The organism is Streptomyces noursei ATCC 11455, from assembly GCF_001704275.1.
GTDB classification, from domain to species: Bacteria; Actinomycetota; Actinomycetes; order Streptomycetales; family Streptomycetaceae; genus Streptomyces; species Streptomyces noursei.
The window spans coordinates 5,437,213-5,455,782 of the sequence record NZ_CP011533.1 but is presented as its reverse complement, the minus strand read 5'-3'; the positions used below and the strand labels follow the sequence as shown (position 1 = coordinate 5,455,782).

The 18,570-nt window shown below is 67.0% G+C and carries 18 protein-coding genes and 1 pseudogene; 2 read left to right on the top strand and 17 right to left on the bottom strand.

What is annotated here, in order from left to right; genetic code table 11:
• Positions 1 to 202: 202 nt before the first annotated feature.
• The 14 genes from SNOUR_RS23200 to lxmK form a co-directional block, all read right to left on the bottom strand.
• Positions 203 to 2,710, bottom strand: a complete 2,508-nt coding sequence (locus tag SNOUR_RS23200; protein ID WP_067350345.1) for a M16 family metallopeptidase — start codon at positions 2,708 to 2,710, stop codon at positions 203 to 205.
• Positions 2,707 to 3,438 carry a hypothetical protein gene (locus tag SNOUR_RS23195; protein ID WP_159425900.1) on the bottom strand — a complete coding sequence of 244 codons (732 nt, stop codon included), beginning with the start codon at positions 3,436 to 3,438 and terminating at the stop codon, positions 2,707 to 2,709. The genes SNOUR_RS23200 and SNOUR_RS23195 overlap by 4 nt, the downstream gene beginning before the upstream one ends.
• A complete protein-coding gene (locus tag SNOUR_RS23190) occupies positions 3,431 to 4,138 on the bottom strand; it encodes an ABC transporter ATP-binding protein (protein ID WP_067350341.1) in 708 nt (235 codons plus the stop codon). The genes SNOUR_RS23195 and SNOUR_RS23190 overlap by 8 nt, the downstream gene beginning before the upstream one ends.
• Positions 4,135 to 5,175: a methyltransferase gene (locus tag SNOUR_RS23185; protein ID WP_067350338.1), complete on the bottom strand. Its 1,041-nt coding sequence runs from the start codon at positions 5,173 to 5,175 to the stop codon at positions 4,135 to 4,137. The genes SNOUR_RS23190 and SNOUR_RS23185 overlap by 4 nt, the downstream gene beginning before the upstream one ends.
• Before the next feature lie 16 nt (positions 5,176 to 5,191).
• The gene (locus tag SNOUR_RS23180; RefSeq protein WP_067350336.1) at positions 5,192 to 6,037 is read right to left on the bottom strand and encodes an ABC transporter permease; all 846 of its coding nucleotides are present in this window, start codon (positions 6,035 to 6,037) and stop codon (positions 5,192 to 5,194) included.
• Entirely contained in the window at positions 6,037 to 6,894 is an 858-nt protein-coding gene (locus SNOUR_RS23175; protein WP_312633353.1) for an ABC transporter ATP-binding protein, read from the bottom strand. The genes SNOUR_RS23180 and SNOUR_RS23175 overlap by 1 nt, the downstream gene beginning before the upstream one ends.
• A 1-nt stretch (position 6,895) precedes the next feature.
• Positions 6,896 to 7,486 carry a hypothetical protein gene (locus SNOUR_RS23170; protein ID WP_067350333.1) on the bottom strand — a complete coding sequence of 197 codons (591 nt, stop codon included), beginning with the start codon at positions 7,484 to 7,486 and terminating at the stop codon, positions 6,896 to 6,898.
• A 344-nt stretch (positions 7,487 to 7,830) separates the two neighbouring features.
• Positions 7,831 to 8,391 (bottom strand): flavoprotein, encoded by a 561-nt coding sequence (locus SNOUR_RS23165; protein ID WP_312636040.1) that lies wholly within the window; start codon positions 8,389 to 8,391, stop codon positions 7,831 to 7,833.
• A gap of 50 nt (positions 8,392 to 8,441) precedes the next feature.
• Positions 8,442 to 9,404, bottom strand: coding sequence for an LLM class flavin-dependent oxidoreductase (locus SNOUR_RS23160; RefSeq protein WP_067350318.1), 963 nt, complete (start codon positions 9,402 to 9,404; stop codon positions 8,442 to 8,444).
• A complete protein-coding gene (locus SNOUR_RS23155; RefSeq protein WP_067350316.1) occupies positions 9,401 to 11,173 on the bottom strand; it encodes an ABC transporter ATP-binding protein in 1,773 nt (590 codons plus the stop codon). The genes SNOUR_RS23160 and SNOUR_RS23155 overlap by 4 nt, the downstream gene beginning before the upstream one ends.
• 251 nt (positions 11,174 to 11,424) lie before the next feature.
• Positions 11,425 to 11,559, bottom strand: coding sequence for an LxmA leader domain family RiPP (locus SNOUR_RS48450; protein ID WP_312636038.1), 135 nt, complete (start codon positions 11,557 to 11,559; stop codon positions 11,425 to 11,427).
• Positions 11,560 to 11,589: 30 nt separating this feature from the next.
• Entirely contained in the window at positions 11,590 to 11,811 is a 222-nt protein-coding gene (locus SNOUR_RS23150; protein WP_067350313.1) for an LxmA leader domain family RiPP, read from the bottom strand.
• A 104-nt stretch (positions 11,812 to 11,915) separates the two neighbouring features.
• Positions 11,916 to 12,839: a T3SS effector HopA1 family protein gene (locus tag SNOUR_RS46290; protein WP_159425899.1), complete on the bottom strand. Its 924-nt coding sequence runs from the start codon at positions 12,837 to 12,839 to the stop codon at positions 11,916 to 11,918.
• Entirely contained in the window at positions 12,836 to 13,963 is a 1,128-nt protein-coding gene (gene lxmK / locus SNOUR_RS23145) for a class V lanthionine synthetase subunit LxmK (RefSeq protein ID WP_067350311.1), read from the bottom strand. Before lxmK ends, SNOUR_RS46290 begins: the two co-directional genes overlap by 4 nt.
• A 636-nt stretch (positions 13,964 to 14,599) precedes the next feature.
• On the opposite strand from lxmK, the gene SNOUR_RS46285 reads away from it, so the two are divergent.
• Both SNOUR_RS46285 and SNOUR_RS43265 read left to right on the top strand, forming a co-directional pair.
• Complete coding sequence (locus SNOUR_RS46285) at positions 14,600 to 14,761, top strand: hypothetical protein (RefSeq protein ID WP_159425898.1); 162 nt, start codon at positions 14,600 to 14,602, stop codon at positions 14,759 to 14,761.
• A 361-nt stretch (positions 14,762 to 15,122) separates the two neighbouring features.
• Positions 15,123 to 15,372: pseudogene (locus SNOUR_RS43265) on the top strand (transposase family protein); the annotation flags it as partial.
• Between the two features lie 414 nt (positions 15,373 to 15,786).
• Here the strand turns inward: SNOUR_RS43265 and SNOUR_RS47005 are convergent.
• The 3 genes from SNOUR_RS47005 to SNOUR_RS23130 form a co-directional block, all read right to left on the bottom strand.
• Positions 15,787 to 16,311 (bottom strand): hypothetical protein, encoded by a 525-nt coding sequence (locus SNOUR_RS47005; protein WP_067350309.1) that lies wholly within the window; start codon positions 16,309 to 16,311, stop codon positions 15,787 to 15,789.
• A gap of 182 nt (positions 16,312 to 16,493) precedes the next feature.
• Complete coding sequence (locus tag SNOUR_RS23135; RefSeq protein WP_312633345.1) at positions 16,494 to 17,888, bottom strand: PH domain-containing protein; 1,395 nt, start codon at positions 17,886 to 17,888, stop codon at positions 16,494 to 16,496.
• A gap of 17 nt (positions 17,889 to 17,905) precedes the next feature.
• The gene (locus tag SNOUR_RS23130) at positions 17,906 to 18,469 is read right to left on the bottom strand and encodes a PH domain-containing protein (protein WP_079142838.1); all 564 of its coding nucleotides are present in this window, start codon (positions 18,467 to 18,469) and stop codon (positions 17,906 to 17,908) included.
• Positions 18,470 to 18,570 lie beyond the last annotated feature (101 nt).

The following is an 18,570-nucleotide window of genomic DNA, read 5'->3' as shown; positions in this document are numbered from 1 at the left end:
CAGCCCGCGGCAGTGCCCCTCTCCTTCAGTTCGGCGCGGATACGGTGGGCGACGCGGGTCGCGCTCTCGATGGCGCCGTCGAGTGAAGCCGGCCCCACCGACCTGCAAAGACGCCTGCGAGTTCCCAAAGCTCAAGAGAAGGGTTCCCGGGCCCGTCTGCCGCAGGCCCCGACCTGCAGTTTCCTAATTTTCCGCAAGGCTCCTACCGACGCAGTCGTGTCCATTCGCCGCCAACGAAATCCTCTTTCAGCTCGCCGCAGAGTACGGCTGTCCACCCTTGGTGAGCGAAGAGTTCCTCACTGGCTGCGCCTAGATCGGCAGGCGTAACTTTTCTCAATGCTTCGGGGAAATCGAAGCACCAGTCGGGTTTGCGGCCCAGGGAGAGGTCCAGGCTGATTTTGCTTGCCAGATCGGCAGGTGAGTCGAGGACGCTCGTGATCTGTCCGAGACAGAAGTTCTTGGCAGCGGTGCTCTCTTCTACGGACAGGTCCTGGGTGAGCATGCGGTCCATCTCGGAGTTGATGGACCGGATACCGGTGGTGATGTCATCGGGGTGGAGTCGCGCTGTGACGATGAACTGGCGCTGTCCGGCGGTGACGTTCAGGGTGGAGTAGAGGGAGGCGGCTCGCGGGAGCCGCTGAGCGTGAGGGACGAGGCGGGCGCCGGAGTAACCGCCGAACAGCACGCTGAGCAGGTCGTGAACTGTCGAACGAGAGTCCGAGGGGCCAGCCGGGACGCAGAGCTGGAGCGTGGCTTCTCCCTGCGTACCAGTGGGCAATGTATGGAGACCGCCGTGGGGTGCGGGGGTGGCGCTGAGGCGCATGGCGGGAGCAGGCGTCTGGTACGAGCGCGGAAGGTACTCGAGGACGTGGGAAAGCGCGACGTCGCCGACGACGACCAGGAACGCGCCGGTGGAGCGCATCACGAGATCGTGGAAGTCGTGGTGTTCAGCGGCGGTGATCAGCCCGACCACTTCAGGGTCGGGAAGCGTCTCGGGCAGCCCCTCGGGCAGGAATGAGCGCTGACGGAGTGCGCGGCTGACGATTTCGCCGTGGTCCAGGAGGCAGGAGCGTGCGCGCTTGGCTACGGGTACCGCCCACGTGGCCAGGTCGGTTTCGGTGGCATCGGCTGGTGTCAGTAGGTCGGCCAATGGAACGAGACCGCGCCGTAGATCGGTGGAGGGAAGGTGGCCGGAGATACGCAGCCACTCTCCAGTCCAGGACACGTCCCAGGTGGTGGGTTGCCCGGTGAGGCGTTCCCGTCGAGCGAGGCGTTCGCGCAGGTCGTGTACGAGAAGCTCCGCTTGCCCCGCGTGGCGGCGATTGGTTCCTGAGCAGGGAATCATCAGCCGGACCTCAGCCAGGGGTGCGCGGCTATCGCGGACGAGGTAAACGTCGAGGCCGCTGTCTGCGACGGCGTGCGTGATCTCAGGGCGGACGGGTGTGGGGCTCTTGTGGAGTGCAGGCGGCTTCGGACGGACGTCGGGCGCGGGGACGATCTGGAGAACGGCACGCTTCTGGGCGGCTAGGCGCCGCGCGGCGGCGGTGATGTCCACATACGTGAGTGCGGCGAGATGGGCGGGGATCCGGTCGAGGAGTTCGGCGTCGTCCCAGAGAATCTCCAGTCGTCCTAGCGCCCGGCACCGGACAAGCACGTCAGCGTGGCGGTGGTGGTGTTCATGAATCAGGTGATCGCGCCATGTGGTGAACGCGTCAGCGGACGGGGCACCGTCCGCCAGTTCTGTGATGTGTGCGTCGAGCGCTGCGAGGACCTCGGGGGCGTCTAGGGAGGAATGGTGGATCGCGACCAGGATCAACGTGTCGGGATCCCGGGCGTCGAAGGGGCCGAAGATCCCGCAGCCTCCATCGCGGCGTACGATCCCGGGCTTGTTCCACGCCAGCGTGAGGACGTGGGCGAGGACGTGGTGGGCCACATACTCCTGCAGGCTGGTAGCCGGGTTGGGCAGTTGGTACCCGACGGCGATACCAGGCAGAGCGATCCGCGGGTCCTGGACTGTTCCCCGGCGTGGTGTGTCCCCCGCTGGGACCGTGAGCACAGCTGGCGGGGGTCCCGGACGCGGGGGGATCGTGCCGAAGTGCCTGTCGACGAGGGGGCGTACTTGGTCCGGGTCGAGGTTCCCGGAGAGGGTGAGCGTGGCGTTGCCCGGGGGGTAGTAGGTGTCGAAGAACTCCTGGCATTGCTCGACTGTCACTTCGCTCAGGGCGGCGGTGGAGCCGAAGCCGTCGTGGGCGTTGGGGAAGGTGCTGTAGAGCAGTTCAGGCAGGCGCGGCCAGGGGAATCCGCCGTAGGGGCGTTCGGTGACGGTGGTGCGGATTTCCTCAGCCACACCGGACAACTGGCGCTTGAGGCCCTCGTCGGTGAAGCGGGGTGCGCGCATCCGGTCTGCTTCCAGGAAGAGCGCGAGTTCGACCGCTTCAGGCGGGACTACCTGAAAGTATTCGGTGTAATCCTGGTGAGTACGGGCATCGCAGCTGCCGCCGACGCGGTGGATATGGTCCCCGTGCTTGAGCGGCGCGACGCTCTCGCTACCTTCGAACATGACGTGCTCAAAAAGATGCGCGAAGCCTGCGGCCCAGGCCGGTTCACTGCGGAACCCGACCCCGTAGTGCACGCTGACCGCGACGCGGGCTGCATGCGGATTGGGGTCGAGCACCACGCGCAGCCCGTTGTCGAGCCGGTACCTGATCACGTGAGGTCTCTCCTGCGGAAGAGGCGCCAGCCGCCAAGGAGGCTTGCGGCGATCCAGAGTAGGGCCGCGGCCGCTGCCGCCAGTGGTGGAAGCAGCCCGGGGATGGGGGGTTGGACGATTCCTGCGAGTGTGCTCACGGGGAGGAATCGGCTGATCGAGGGGGCGTGGAGCATCAGCGGCAGTTCGACGGCGAACGGGGTGATGAGGGCGGCTGTGGTGGTGGTCCAGTAGTTCGGCAGCAGATAGCCCAGAGTGACTCCCCAGAGCCCGGCCAGGACGCTGGCCACCACAGTGAGCACGAGCGTCTGCCACGTGCCTGCTCCCAGGTCGAACGACTGGTGACGCTGTTCGAGCGTGATCCAGGTGGACACCGACCACGCCGTTGTCCCGAGGACCCCTACCGCCAGCCCTTGGACGGCACCTGAGACGCACTTGGCAACGTAGCCGTCGATGCGCCGCTGAGTGAGAGCGGTCCGGGGCAGGGAACGGTAGAAGTACTCCTTGGCGATGCCCCAGTTGGCCAGGAAAATGGACGCGACGGGCACGGCGGTGAGGAAGGCCAGAAGTGTGCGGGTGGCGGCCGCCGAGTCGGCCCCATCGGTAGCAGTGACAGAGGCGGGCGCGTAGCTGTAGCACATGGCCGGCATCAGATAGGCGTAGGCCAGGCCGAACAGCATCCACCAGCTACCGCGGGCCTTGAGCAGTTCCGCACGGATCGCATTACGCATGTTTGTCCACGAGCTCGAAGAAACGGTCTTCCAGTCGGCTCTCTCCGCCACCGGTCAGCTCGCCGAGGGTGCCGGCGAAGAGCAGCCGCCGCCGGATGACAACGACCTCGTCGATGGTCTGGGCCGTCTCGGCGAGCTGATGACTGGAGAGCAGGACCGTCCCACCCCGGTCCGCGAAGGAACGCAAGTACCCGCGGAGCCAGCGGATGCCCTCGGGGTCCAGGCCGTTCGCGGGTTCGTCGAGGATCAGCAGCTCGGGATCACCGACCAGAGCGGCCGCGAGCCCGAGACGCTGACGCATGCCGGTGGAGAGCCTGCCGATGGTGCGGGACGCCACCGAGGCCAGGCCAACCTCCTCCAGGACGGCATCGACGCGGCTGCGCGGCTGCCCGGCCGCGGCCGCACAAATCCGCAGGTGGTGACGGGCGGTGAGAGCGGTCTCGAAGCCGAGCCCGTCGAGGTGAACACCGACACGGCGGGCCGGTGAGGTGATGTCCGCGTAGCGGGCACCGAAGACTCGGGCCTCTCCGCGGGTGGGGTGGAGCAGGCCGACCAGCCCTTTGAGGGCCGTGCTCTTGCCGGCGCCGTTCGGGCCGAGCAGGCCGACGATTCGTCCCGGGGAGACCTGGAAGGTCAGGTCGTCAACGGCGACCTGTTCGCCGTACCGCTTGGTGAAACCTTCGAAGACGACGACGCTCATGCACGCGCCTCGATCATGCCCCAAGCGGTGAGCCCGTCGTTGAAGCCGTCGACGCGTTCGATGTGGAAACCGGCCTCCTCGATCAGGTTGGTGAACTGTTCCCTGGTGCGGACTCGCCCGCCGGTGGAGACGAGCATGTTGAAGTCCGACACGTGCAGGAAGGCGTTCTGAGGGTCGGGCTCCTGCGTGAACATCCAGTCGATGACGATCAGAGTCGTGCCTGGTGTGGCGGCCCGGTGCACGTTGCGCAGGAGGTCGGCAACGCGTGTGTCGTCCCAGTCGGGGAAGATCGACTTGAGGAGGTACAAGTCTCCCCCGGAGGGCACCGACTCCAGGAAGTCACCGGGGGCCGCCTCGACCCGATCGGCGACCCCGTGCCGGGCGAGTGCCTCTCTGGCGTGTTGGAGGGCGGCGGGCCGGTCGACCAGGACACCCTTAAGGTGCGGATACGCCTGAAGGATTCCGCTGAGCATGGCCCCGCTGCCACCTCCGACGTCGACGACGCTTCGGTATCCGCCCAGGTCGTATCGGGCGGCGAAGGCGCGCGCGCAGTGGTAGGTACCGAAGCTCAAGCTCGCCGCGTAGTGTGCGGCGGTGTCCGGGTGGGCGTCGAGATGCTCCCAGAAGCCCATGCCCAGAGCGGTTTCGGCGGAGGGGCGCCCGGTCAGGACAGTGTCGGCGTAGTGCTCGGCGGGCCGGACGCAGACCGGGTCCGCCATGGCGAGGGCGAAGTCACTGAGCCACCCCCCGTCGTGTTCGAGGGCGGCAAGGAGAGGGGTGGCCTCGAATGTGTCGGGGGCCACTTCGGCACTGAGACCGAATCCGGCCAGGGCGCGTAGGAACCTGGCGAGGGCGTCCGGGTCCGCTCCGGTGGCCTCCGTCAACTGCGTGAGGGTGCGCGGGCCATCGGCCAGGTGGGCAGCGATCCGCAGTCGGGCGGCGGCACGCACCATCTGGGCGGTCATGTAGCCGGTCACCATGACGTGCAGGGTTGAGGCTTCGGCGTTCAGCGGAGTGGCCGCGGGCTGCTGTGACATGGGTTTCCTCTGTGATTCATCGGGTCGCTATGGCCTTGGATCTGGCTTTCTCCAAAGCTGAGCCGGACTGGCGCCGAGCGGTTCTGCGCAGCAGTACCGGCGCAAGCAGCGCTCCTGCCAGGGTCCAGGCGGCAAGGACCGCGAAGACCAGGGGCAGCTGCCCGTTACCCGGCAACTGGGTGACGGCCGGGGTATCGGAGAGAAGGGCGGTACGGATCCCCTGCGCGAGCCATTTCAGGGGGAAGACATTGGCGATGTACTGGACGAGCTGCGGCATCGAACCGAACGGGAAGATCAATCCCGATATGGGGATGAGGCCGATGAGCGGGAGGGACACCACCGCCACCAGCCGGGGGTTCGGGGCCAGCGCGCCGACGCTCGCCCCCAGCCCCACCATCGCGAGCAGCCCGAGGACCAGGACGGCAACGAGGGTGGCCCACGCAGTGGGGTTCTGCGGCAGAGAGAGGTCCACGAACAGACCGCCGAGCACCGCCATGACGACAACGTATGCGGCGGTCACAGCGGCGACGGAGACCGCCTTGCCGAGCAGGTAGCTGTGGATGCCTCCAGGCCAGCCGCGCAGCCGGAGCAGGGTGCCGTCCTCACGCTCGCCGGCGAGGTTGTAGGAGAGGGTGAGGAGCCCGGTCTGGAAGACGCTCATCGCGATCCCTCCGGGCAGTAGCAGGTGCCCGTAGGTCAGGTCCGTACCAGGCAGGGGGTCCGCGCCCATCGTGTAGAAGAGAACGCCGAACATGGCAGGGATGAAGGCGTGCATGGCGCGTTCCGTCTTACTGCGCAGCTGGATATGGAGTTCGACCAAGCCTCGTCGCCAACCGGCTTGCATGATTCTCTGTACGGTCATCACCTATCGCCTTTCACCATGCTCAGGTAGGTGTCCTCCAAGGTGGGTCTGCGGACCACCAGGCCGGGGATGGGACCTTCGAACTTCTGGTGCAGGCGGTAGACCAGGGCAGAGGGGTCACGTGTGAACTCGTGGGTGAGGGTCCCGCCGTGGCGCCAACGCACCTCCGACTCGTCCTCAGCGGCCGCGGCGAGCTCGTCGGCGGTCCCGCAGGCCGTCAGGGAGCCCCGAACGAGGATCGCGATCCGGTCGGCGAGTCGTTCGGCCTCGGCCAGGTCGTGAGTGGTGAGCAGGACGGTTACGCCCTCTGCAGCAGCCAGGTGCTGGACGAGTTCGTGGAACTGCCGCCGGGCCACTGGGTCGAATCCGGCGGTGGGCTCGTCGAGGAAGAGCAGTTCGGGCCGGCCGACCACACCGAGGGCCACGTCCAGTCGGCGGCGCTGACCACCCGAGAGCACGCCGATGGTCTTCCGGCGGTGTTCGGTCAGGCCGACGAGCTCGAGGAGTTCACTTACCTCGCGTGGTTGCGAGTAGAGCAGCGCGGCGTGTTCGAGGAGTTCGCCGACGCGCCACTGGGCGTGGTCGCGCCAGGACTGCAGTACCACTCCGACCCGCTCGCGCCACGCGTCAGGCGCATGTTCGGGGTCGGCACCCAAGACCGAAACGTCTCCGCCGGAACGGCGTCGATAGCCTTGGAGGATCTCGAGGGTCGTGGTTTTGCCCGCACCGTTGGGTCCGAGCAGCGCCAGGACCTCGCCCCGGCAGACGTCGAGGTCGATGCCTCGCAGCACATCGGTCTGCCCGTAACGCATCCGGAGCCCACGTATCCGTACCACCGGGTCCGTCGCGGTGTTCATCTCACTCCTCTTCTCGGACTCGGTCGATGAGTTCGGTGAGCAGCGCCTGGTAACGCCCGATCTCCGCCTCGTCCCAGTCCGCGTAGGCGGCGTAGTCGTGCAGGTGAAGGACGATCCGCAGAACGGCGGTTCGTCGTACGGCCAGCTGATCCCGGCCATAGCCCGCCAGCAGGGTTGATTCCAAACGCGCCCAGGTCGGGTCGGTGGCAGGGGTGCCCAGAACGTGCCGGAGCTCGGTGAGTTCGCCAAGGAGCCAGCCGATGTCCCAGTACCACGGTGCGGCCCCGAGGTCGTCGCCGATGAGGAACTGGACGCCATCGTCGGCGGGGCCGAGCACAAGGCAGGCGAGCCCCGGGGCGCCATGGGAGACGACACGCCGCTCGTCGTGGACGAGCCGTTCACACCAGTTGCTCAGCGTCCCCCACCGCTCGTGGCCGAGGGCGGTGAGGATCAGCGCGGCGGCCCGCAGGGTTCGGTGGCTTGCGCCGCCTGTGGTGAGAAAGTTCCGGAGCCGGTTGACGCCCGGTGGCAGCGCATCGGGAAAACCGTCCGGCGCCAGCCGGTGGAGCTCGGCGAGGAGAAGCCCGGCCATGTGGCAAGCCGGCACGAACCGGTCGACCCCCGCACCGTGGGTGTCCAGGATTGTCGCGGCGACGCTCTCATAATGGTCGACGACGTATCGGCTCCCGGGCGGATCCGGTTCGGCGGGAATTAGGCGGCCCTCGCCTCCGAAGTCCGCGCCGGGCGCGGACCCTGTCGGCCTGGACACGGCCAGCTGCGCCAACCGGGCCCGTGCGACGGGCCCGGGTCGGCGGAACGGGGTGGGCCGGCGGCTGCCTGGCCAGCGACACATCGCGTACCGGCCGTCTGCTGCGGTGAGGACGAGATGGCGTTGGAACCGGGTACCTTCCTCGGGCACCACCACACTGCCGGGAATCACGGCACCCGCTCCCCGGTGTCGGCGAGGTGGAGGCGCCGTTCCTCGATCAGACGCAGGAGTACCGGTAGGTCGGCGGCGACCCAGCCGTCATTCCGCCCAGTTCCTGTACTCGGCCCACGCTCGGGAGGAGCGACGACGACGTTCTGTCGACCTTCGAGCGCCTTCATGTGGGTCGTGTACGCGGCGCTCTGAGCACCGCCCGGAGGCAGCGCTGGGGCGATCCCCACCGGTACGGTGGCGCATTGGGCGGCAAGAAGACTGGGGGTATCGGCGAGGCCGAGGGCGAAGCGGCCGACGAAATGGAGGGTCGCCGGATAAACGGCGATGGCTTCGGCCCACTCGGCCAGTTCAACATGGAGCCCCACCGGCCCGGGCTCCTCCGGCCAGACGTCCTCCAGTACTGGATGACCGGTAACCGAAGCCAGCGCCTGCCGGGTGACGAAGCGTGTCGCGCTGCGCGTCACCACGGCCCGCGCCTGGATGCCTGGGTAGGCCAGGCGCAGCCAGTTGAGCCAGAACGGCAGATGCATGACACCGATTGACCCGGTGCCGACCACGAGAAGTCGTTCGAACCCCAGGGCGAGAGGCTTGGGAGGCACAGGTCCGCTCACGCCGTCACCGCCTTCAGCAGCGTTTCGATCTCTTCCAAGGCAGCCCGCTCCCCGTAGTTGATGCCGACGGCGCTGCAGTTGAGCACCACCTCGTCGACGCCCGCCTTCCCATAGGCCGCCAGGCCCTCGGCGATAGCTTCCGGTTCGCCGCTGAGGAAGAGTCCGGCCTCGACGAGTCGCCGTGCACCATCCACCGGATCGCTCGGGTCGACGCCGACTCCGGCGCGGCGCAACATCTGCGTGTAATGCGGTCCCCGCAAGTGCCGGGCACAGACCGAGTAAGCGAGGGCGACCGGATCGCGGTGCGGCCCGGCGAGAGCGACGTGCACCACGGCCACCAGGCGCGGCGTAGGTCTGGACACGGCTTCGGCCCCGGCGCGTAGCTCTGGTGCGATGACCGAGGCCAGGTAGTCCGGTGGGGTCAGCCAGCCGATCGCTACGTCGGCGACCTCTCCGCAGACCCTGGCCATCCTCGGGCGCAGTACGCCTAGGCCCAGCTCCACCGGCGGGTGAGGAACCTGAGGAAGGCTGGCATCCATCCGAAAGTACGCACCGTCCATCTGCACCCGCTCCCCGGCGAGGAGTCCGCGGACGGCGCTCATATACTCCCGGACGGCCGTCAAGGGGCTCGGGTACGCGGCGCCGAGCAGTGCCTCCTGGAAGACTGCGGCCCCCGGCCCGTACCCGGCCACCACCGGATGCCCGGTGATCTGCGCAAGCGACCGGGCCTGCAGGGCGGCCTCGACCGGATGCCGTAGCGGCATGAGCGTCACCGCCGTGCCGACAGGTACACGAAGTCCGATCCCGGCGCTGTAGGCGAAGAGTTGATGGGGTTCGAGGGTCAGCTGCTGGCTGGTCCAGAGTCGTGCACCAGGGGTGCGCTGGACCAGGGCGGCGAACGGCACGACCTGTTCCGGCCGGACCGGGGTGAACGGCAGAAGCACCGAGTACGTTGTCATGCCCGGCCTGCCAATACTGCGGAGTTCGTGGTGAGGCTCGGCCGCTCCCCTGCGACCAGCGCCTGGTAGGGCGGGCATCCATCGAGAAGTTCTTGGTGGGTGCCTTCGGCAGGCACCTGCCCCCCGTGCATGAAGACCACATGGTCCGCGTGGAGCGCGACCGACATGCGGTGGGTCACCATGACCACGGCGCGCTCTGCGGCCAGCCGCTCCACCACGGCACGAAGGCTCCGCTCATTGATGCTGTCCAACTGGGATGTGGGCTCGTCGAAGAGCACGATCTCGGTGTCGGCCAGCAGTGCCCGCGCAAGAGCAACCCGCTGCCGTTGACCACCGGAGAGATCGACGGCCTCACCGATCACCGTGTCGATTCCCTGGGGCAGGGACTGCACCACTTCGCTCAGGCCGACCGTCTCCAGTACGGCGAAGAGCGCCTCATCCGACGGGGCGACGCGATGCCCGACGGTGAGATTGGCGCGCAGCGTATCGGTGAGCAGCGTGAACGCCTGGTCGACGTAGGTGATACGTGCTCTCAGCCCGGACAGCGTCCAGTCGGTGGTGTCCTGGCCCAGCACCTTCACCCGGCCACCTGCCGGTGTGACGAACCGCTCGATCAGGGCCAGGGCGGTGCTCTTACCAGTACCGGATTCACCGACGACCGCCGTGAGCCCCCTGCTCGGCACGGTGAAGGTCGCTCCGCGGAGCACCGACTGATCGTCGTAGGCGAAGTCGACTCCTTCGAACCGAACGGCCGGCCCGGAAGGAGAAGAGACTGCTGTGGGAGTGGCCGCTGGATCAGCGGACTCCTCGGTCGAGAGCGAGAGTACCTCGTCGAAGCGCTTCCGGGCGGAGAGCCCCGCCTGCAGCTGGCCGAGGCCCATCGCGATGACGAAGACGGGGGCGACCAGTTGCATCAGGTAAAGGAGGAACGCTGCGAAGTCGGCGACGGAAAGAACACCACTTGCATAGCGGGCACCCCCCGCCGCGATGACCGCAACGAGAGCGATCTGCTGGCCCAGACCCATGGCCGGGTTGAGCGCTGAGTTGAGCAGGTTGCTGCGTAGCGCGGCCCTCGAGGTGGTATCGGAGGCTTCGGCCAGCCGCTCCGTCATGGCAGTCTCCGCACGATACGCCTTGACCGTGGGAAGGGCGTCGAGCGCTGTGGTGAAGCGGTGGGCCAGTAGTCCCAGAGCGGACTGGTGCGCGGCGTACGACCGACGCAGGCCCCTGATCACCACGCCGATGATCAAGCCGGCGATCGAGAAGCCGGCAAGCGTCGCCAAGAGCAGTACCCAGTCCAGGTAGCCCATGATGACGATGGTGGCGACTGTGGTCAGTCCGGAAATGGGCAACTGCAGGATGCCCAGGTCGACGATGGACCGCAGCTGAGCGCTGTCCGCCGTCACCCGCGTCACCAGATTGCCGGTCCCGTGCGTACGGACTTGGTGCAGAGGCAGGCGCAGGACGTGCCCCATGATCCGGGTGCGCAAACTGTGCACCATGCGCTCACCCCCGCGCGCCAGAAGGTAGCCGGAGGCTGCGGCGCTCAGCGCAGCGCCGAGCGCGGAGGCGGTCATCCAGATAACCGGCCAGAGGACTGGCGTATGCGCCTGCACAGCGCCGATGAGCCGCGCCACGATCAGCGGCATGGCCAGATTGCATACCGTTGAGATGATCGAGAGCAGCACGACTGACGTGAGTAGCGCCTTACGACCACGGACCAGCTCTCGCAAAATTCGCAGGCGTTGATATTCCGGGCCGGTAGGCACGGGAAACTCTTCCTTTCGCAGAACAGTCACGGATTCGGGCGGTTCTCACAGTCAGGTGCAGGCCCCTAGCAAAGTCACGTGATGACTGAGTTGCCCACTGAACGGATCGCCAGCTCACGCTCAGCGCATGAGCTGGCGTTCCACTATCGGCAGGCCGGTGCGATCACCGCTGCAGAACGAGCAACTCGGACTTTGCCGAGGCCCTGCAGTCAGGTGCCCGTGAGAACCGCCCGCTACACCGAGTCAGGATGCTAGAGGTCCTTCGTGATCTGATAGGAGAGCCCAACGCTCGCTATAAAACACGTAGGAGAGGTCGCCGGCGCTTCAGACTGGGCCGAGACATCCAATTCCGCTACGTCCACATAGGTGTCGTAGCCGGAGATCATCTCATCGAGTTCCATAACGCTGACCTTTTCTTAGCAGCCGTGCTTGACCGACTGCGCGATCCCTCCACCGACCCCAGCCCCGGCCCCTGCGACGCACCAGCCGGAGCTCGTCGCGGCCAGGCAGGCGGCGCTGCTGGTAGCAGCGGCGAAACAGACGGGGCTGGTCGCGGGCGCCTCGCTTGCCGCCGAAACGTTCAGCTCGGCGACATCGACGTAAGCCGCGTACCCGGCGATCAGGTCCTGAGTCTTCACTTTTTACCTCTCAGAATTTCTAGGTGTTGTGTTGGATTCCAGACAGGAGAAAGGAACCGCGGACAACCCTTCCCCCTGCACGGGGCCCAAGTGCTTCTCGTTCTTCAGCCGGTATTACGCGCCGGTTGTCGCGGGTCGATTCGGGCTTCTTGGAAATCCCGCAAAAGTCTCTGCTCACGCGGTTCGCCCGTTGTCGCCGCCTCGATCAGAGCGGTGGCGATGACTCGGGAGCGGTGTTCACCGAAACTCAGCCCCCGCATGCCGGCCCGTTCATCCACCGGCTCCCATGCGGTAGCGACCCCCGGCGCCAGTTCCTCGGTGATTACCGACGTCTGTGGCCCGGTCCCGGGCATCCCGGCGACCGCTTCGGCGACGATCGGGGCGGCGTGCCAGGCGCCGCGTCCCAGGTACACCACGATTCCGTCGCGACGCGGAAGGTGTCCAGGCATCGAGACGACCTTGGCCCGATATGCGACCTCGGTTGCCGCCAATGCGGAGAGTGCCGCCCCCCAGACCGCAGGCGCATGGTCTGCATCGGTAACGTGGATGTAGACACGCAGATGGGGCAGTTCGAGATGCGGTGACGGCTTCGAACTGTCGACCAAGAGGAATCCCGGAGAGAGCGCGGCTCGTACTGAATTGACCTGAAGAATCACGCGTGAGCCTGGGGACGGTGCGTTTCCGTTCCCGGTTGTGTGTGGAACCCAGACCCGGACACCGTCACGTTCGACGAGGATCTGTTCCCCGTGGACCTCGTGAACCATGACTGAAATTTCAGTAGTTGGATGAGGTACCACAGCGGCCAGTTCGTTTTCGAATGCCCGGTCACGGCGCGGTCGAAGTGCTGAGCTTTCCTTAGTCCGGCCCGAGTGGAGGGCGTCGTAAAGCGCTGCGCTGAGTTTGCCCAGCAGATCACGCCGGGTCTCTCCTGCAAGTTCCACACCCTGAACGGTGGCGTTCTGACCATCGACCGCGACATGGACCTCGTCGAGCGCCGCGAGCAGGCGGGGGGAGAACTGGGACGTCATGACACGCCTTCCAACCCGAGCGTGGCGATAAACGCCTCCGGAGTGAGCAAAATAGTGCGGCCAATGCCGGCCGCAGCCCGCGCAGTAGCACTAAGCCGGGCGCTCATATCAGCGCCGGCGATGAGCCGGTCCAGCAGATGCCATCCGGCGAACCCGGCCGCACGCCGGGCCAGCCCTTCGTCGACGACAGGGCGGGCTTCCCGGTATCCGCGACAGAATGCTTCGATGACCGGACGGAGCCGTTCGAACTTTGCGACGCCCCTGGCAATCACGGTCTCGTGCGTGAGCGAAACATCGGCAAAGGAGGTATCGCCCCGTGACTGGCTGTCGCCTCGGGTCGTGACGATGTCCAGGATCGAACGGAACAGCCATTCACCAGCGAAACTCCCGACGTCACGGGCGGCGTCGGCGAGCCGGAACTCCTCCCAGTCAGTTAGCCATACCTGTTCGCCCGAGATCAAAAACTGGTCGAGCCGCAGGTCGCAGTGGGCGGGAACTTTCGGTGCGGCACGTTCCTCCTCTAGAAGGGCCGCAACGGCATCAATCACAGCCGTGTCCTGCTGGAGTAGGCGCCATGCCTGGAGCCCCGCGAAACTGCACTCATCGAAGGCGAGAGGGCTCAGGCCGTGCAGCAAGGTGGTTGAAGGCAGCGGACAAGGGGAGTCGTCTACAGCGAGACCCGAGGGGTCGCAATGGTGGAGCGCCCCTACTGCCCGACCGGCAGCCAGCGCGAGAGATTCATCAAAGGTCTCGTCGACCATCCGCTCGGCCCCCGTGCGGGCCCCGTCGAGGAGCCGGAAGATGAGAACCCCGGAGTCCTCGTCCCAGCCTAGGCAATCGGGTGCCAACAGCATCTCTTGCGGGATTCTTTCCAGTAGCCTCTGGAACGCCAGTGTGCGCTGAACCCCTGAACGTGCTGTACCGGACAGAACTTTCAGCTTCTTGACGAAGATCCGTTGCCCTGAAGCTGTCTCCCCAGCCCAGTTGTCATTGCGGCCCAGGAAAGACGTAACCGAGCCTGGAAGGAAGCGGCCCAACTCAAGCCGATCCAGCAGATCTTCTACCTCCCGAGCACCGGCAAGGCTGGGAGCGTCAAAGTGTGTGCGTTCCAAAACGCCAGTCATGGCCGATTCCTCTCCCCGTTCATGTTCGCTGGCCCTGCCAGGAGTTCTGAAACTCGCAGGTCTACCGCGACGGAACCCCGCGATGTTTCGACTATCGAGATCTCTTCAAGAAAAGAGACATCACCGCGAGAAGACATGACAAATCAACCCCCCGTTTACGACCCCCCGTTTACGACCAGGCGTCAAGCCATGACAAATCACCAGGAGTTTGGAGGTCCATGGTGTTTCGTGGTCATCCAGTTGACGGCGGGTCAGACCGTCTGAACAGGGACATTACCCGGCGTTTACGCTGGCCACAACTTAACTTTGAGTGATCGAGGTCACGGGAACCGTCGAGCGGTCACTCCGCACGCAAAACCTACCCGAGGGTCAGAAAAGTGTTTTGGGCTTCAACTTGATGCGCCATCCGTAAACATCTCGGTGAGTCAGTCGTCTTGTTGCTTAAGGCAATGAAATGGGGCCGTGAAAACATGCCCTCGGCGCCTGCCCGTCGACTCCGGTCGCCTCTTGGGGCAGGTGATCCGCGGATCAGGTAGGGCTCCCGTCGTCGACCTGCCGGCCTGCCGTTGTTCACACCCGCACGTCTTTGAGACCATGTGTGGAGCGCCAAAACGCCTTAGGACGAGGAGGAGTGAGTTGTTGTTCAAGAAGAAAAAGGGTGACCGCAAGGATTCTGACCCCAGGGGCGCCAAGGGTTCCAAGGGTCGCAGGAAGACCGGATGGCGCTATCAGGGGGGCAAGGCGTCCGACGAGGAGACCATGGCGGCGGTTGTAGCTTCCACCATCGTGAACAGCTGACCCGCAACGCACTGGCTGCCTGCCCGACTGGGGCAGGCAGCCAGTGCGTTGTTGGTCTCCAGCATCCTTGCGGTGAGTCGATTCCATCCCGCAGTTTGGGCTCACCGAGCTGGATGGCTGCACCTGTCAGCTCTTCGCCCTGGGGGTTTCCGCAGGATTCAGCCCTGCTATCGGCCGGAAACTCAAAGGTTCCATTCGATGATGTAGCGGACGGTGAATCGCTGAACTAGCCACGGATGAGGTGCAGTTGGTGTTCATGGCGGTGGAAGAATGAGCGAGCTCTTTCCAACCTGCCTGTTCCGTATGCTTGTTGTGCTAACAACGTGGTGAAGCCCCTGGCAGATGGGTTTTCGACCAAGAAATCCGTCTCCACCAGAGGCTTCGTGCGCTTGTCTACCCGTCCGGGCTGGATGTGTCCAGCTCTACCCTTCGCTTCCTCGGCGTTCGCCTGCGCGAGCACACCGCCGAGCTATCGGTGCCCGATGGCGGCGCCTGAGCGTGGGGCGGCAGGCCCTGCTCGCCCTCGCCCACCTTCGCAACGGCCACCTATACGACAGCTCGCGGCCGGATTCGGCATCGGCATGACGACTGCCTACCGCTACATCACAGAGCCCGGGCAGCGCACTGTTCACACCGGTGACGACCGGCTCGGTGCGTACGAGATCCCCTCCTTGAGCCTGGAGTTGGCCTAGGCCGCTGCGATCAAGTGGGGCGACACCGAGGTGGCGTTGATCGCCGGGCACCGTAACCCGGTCATCATGGCGTCCGCGGCCCGGCACCTGGGCGACGCGATGGCCAACCACCGCGAGGCGGCAGCCGCCGCAGAGTTCGTCCTCGCCGCCGCGCGGCGGCTCAAGAAGGATCTGCTGCACAGCGCCCCCGACGGGTACTCGGTGCTCGGGATGCTCTACCTCAAGGCGGCGATGGCCGCCGCGGCGGCCTCCGAGGCGGAGGACCGCGCCCCGGGCCGGTCTGCTGAACGCCGCCGAGCACTACCTGACCGCCGGCGTCGACGCCCTCCTGCACTAGCTGGGCAGGCGGCCGCGCTGCTGCGCCCGCTCGTCGACGCCACCGGCGATGAGAAGTCCCGCTCCCTCGCCACGAACGCCGAGGATCGGGCCACCGACGCCCGCGCCGCCGCCGAAGCCCATGGCCCGCGAATGCGGCGACCCGCCGCCGCGGCCCCGCCAGATCTGACGGCGGCCAGTCAGCCCTGCTCGCGCTCCTCGTTCACCAGCTCGTCGCGCAGCTCCGTCAGCACGCCGTGGATCGAGTCCGGACTCCCACTGCTCGCCGTGGACCAGGATCTCGTCCTCGGGCCACCACTCCCGCTCTGCGATGGCGACCACCTTGTCGGCGAGGTGACTCATCTTCCCGAACTCGGCGTCGAAGACCTCGTAGTGGCCGGACCGGTCCTCGCCGAGCCGGATGTCCTCCCGCTCGTCGACCACGATGACCTTCTCCACCGTGTCGTCCTCGTACGCGTCGTCGTAGACGACCTTCACGAACAGCGGCACCTCGCACCGCACCCACCGGACATGCTTCGCCATGCCCGGTAGCAGCTACGCCGCCCGGCCGCCCCGCGCCGACGATCGCCCGAACCTCCCACCAACGGGTGGCCCCCTGCGCAGGAAACCGCAGGTCAACGGCGACTCCGTTGGTTTCTCGGCGTGCCGCTACACGAAGCCGAGTAGCGGGCCTTGCCGTTGGGGAAGGTCCTGCCCTGGTGGCCCTACTTCGCCAGCACTTCGCTCATCCAGCGGTCCGGCCGCGCCTCTTGCCGTCCCGTGCGTGAGCGCTCCGCCTGTCCGGCGATGATCTCCAGGGCTTCGTCCGCCGGGCGCAGCGCCGCCACCACGGTGGTGTCGGCGCCGGTGTCGACCATGACGTCCCTCAGCCCCAACGCCCGCTTCCACGGGCCTTGTCGACCGCGCACGCTCTGCACCTTGGCGTGCGGCACCAGCGACAGCGTCGGGGTGAGCAGGCCGCTGGAGGCCGCGAAGACCTCCCCGTGCACGGCGAAGGCGTAGCAGCCCGCGCGTACCGGCGCCCGCCCGCGTGCCCGCCGTGGCGCGGGCCGCAGTGCCGCGCGTACCTCAGCCAGGTCCGTACGTGGCAGGATGCACGCGATGACCCGCTGCGCAGTCGCGGTGTCGGCGACCGGCAGCAGCAGGCTGTTGTCGGAGCCCGCCACATCCAGCTCGACTCGCACCCAGTCTCTGTGCAGCATCCGCCACAGCAGCGGCCGCTGGACCCGTACGGCCTGCACGCGGCCCGGCGGCACCGTTTCGTGCTTGCGGTCCAGCAGCCCGTGGTCCAGCCGCAGTCCGTCCGGCGACTTGGCCACCGTCCAGTCGTACTCGCCCATGAAGCGGCCCCCGGTGGCTGCCCAGACCAGCCCCAACCCTGTGGTCGCCGCGGCGAGGATCGCCCACACGCTGTCCAGTGCCCACCACGCGGCCACCGTGCCGATGGCCGAGGTGAGCAGCGCCCACCCCACGGCGTTGTGCAGCAGTACCGCGGTGGCCAGCGTCTTGGGCGCCACCCGCGCCAGTTCGCGGGCCGGGGCTTCGCCTGCCGCCTGCGCGTCCTGCGGGGTGAACCCGGCGGCCAGTGCCAGGAGTTCGGCCCGCAGCTCCCGCGCCTCCCGCTTGCCCAGGTAGGCCAGCTCGTCCTTGGCCTCCGTGCCGATGACGTCCAGCTTGAGCTTGGCCACCCCCACCAGCCGGGCCAGCAGCGGTTCGGCGATCTCCACGGCCTGCAGGCGTTCGAGCCGGATGTGCGCGGTGCGGCGGAAGAACAGACCGCTGCGGATGCGCAGTTCGGTGGCGGTGAGCGCGTAGTACGTACAGCGCCAGGACTGCGCTCCGTACGCGGCCGAGGCCAGCACTGCCAGGAGGCCGCCGGCGGCCAACCAACCCCAGTCCAGATCGGTCAGCCACTCGCGGATCCAGTCCTGTTTGAGCAGGAAGACCACGGCGGTCAGCGGCGCCCAGGCCCGGCGCAGCGGTGTGACGGGGTGCAGCCGCCGCTCCCTGGCACCCGTCTGCCCCGCGCCCGGCATCCCCGGGCCGGTCCTGGCCGGCTCGGTACTGGCCCGGCCGGTCCTCTCCGCATCCGTACGCACGTCCTGCGCTCCCCCGCTCACAGGCCCGCCGACCGGGCCTCGCCCAGCTCAGTGAGCTGGTCCCGCAGCCGTGCCGCCTCGGCCGGCTCCAGCCCGGGGATACGGGCATCGGTGCCCGAGGCGGCGGTGCGCAGCTGTACCGTCGCCAGCCCGAAGTGCCGTTCCAGCGGCCCGGAGGTGACCTCCACCAGCTGCATCCGCCCATAGGGCACCACGGTCAGCTCCTGCCACAGCACCCCCCGGCTGATCAGCAGATCGTCCGCGCGCTCCGCGTACCGCCAGGAGCGCCAGTTGCGCTCCAGCACCTGCCAGCACCAGGCAGCCAGCAGCAGCCACAGCGCTCCGGCCGCGGCGAGTGCCGGGGTCACCAGCCAGCCCAGCAGCACCGCCGTGAGCACCGCCAGAGGCGGCATCGTCAGGACGAGCATCAGCCGCCGCATCCGCAGCAGCTCCCTGGGTACGCCACGCCACTCGGTGGCTGCCCCCTCCGAACCCTCCGCACCCCCTGCCTCGAAAACCCCTGCCCCGTCCGGTACGCCGATCTCGCCTTGGACCGGTATGCCGGTCTTCCCCTCTTGCATTCCATTAGCCTATGTCCAGGGCCTTTGACATAGCTCTGCAGCGCGGTGTCCCACAACGGCGGGTCGGAGCAACGTGCCAATACGGGGAGCGCGCTGACGGG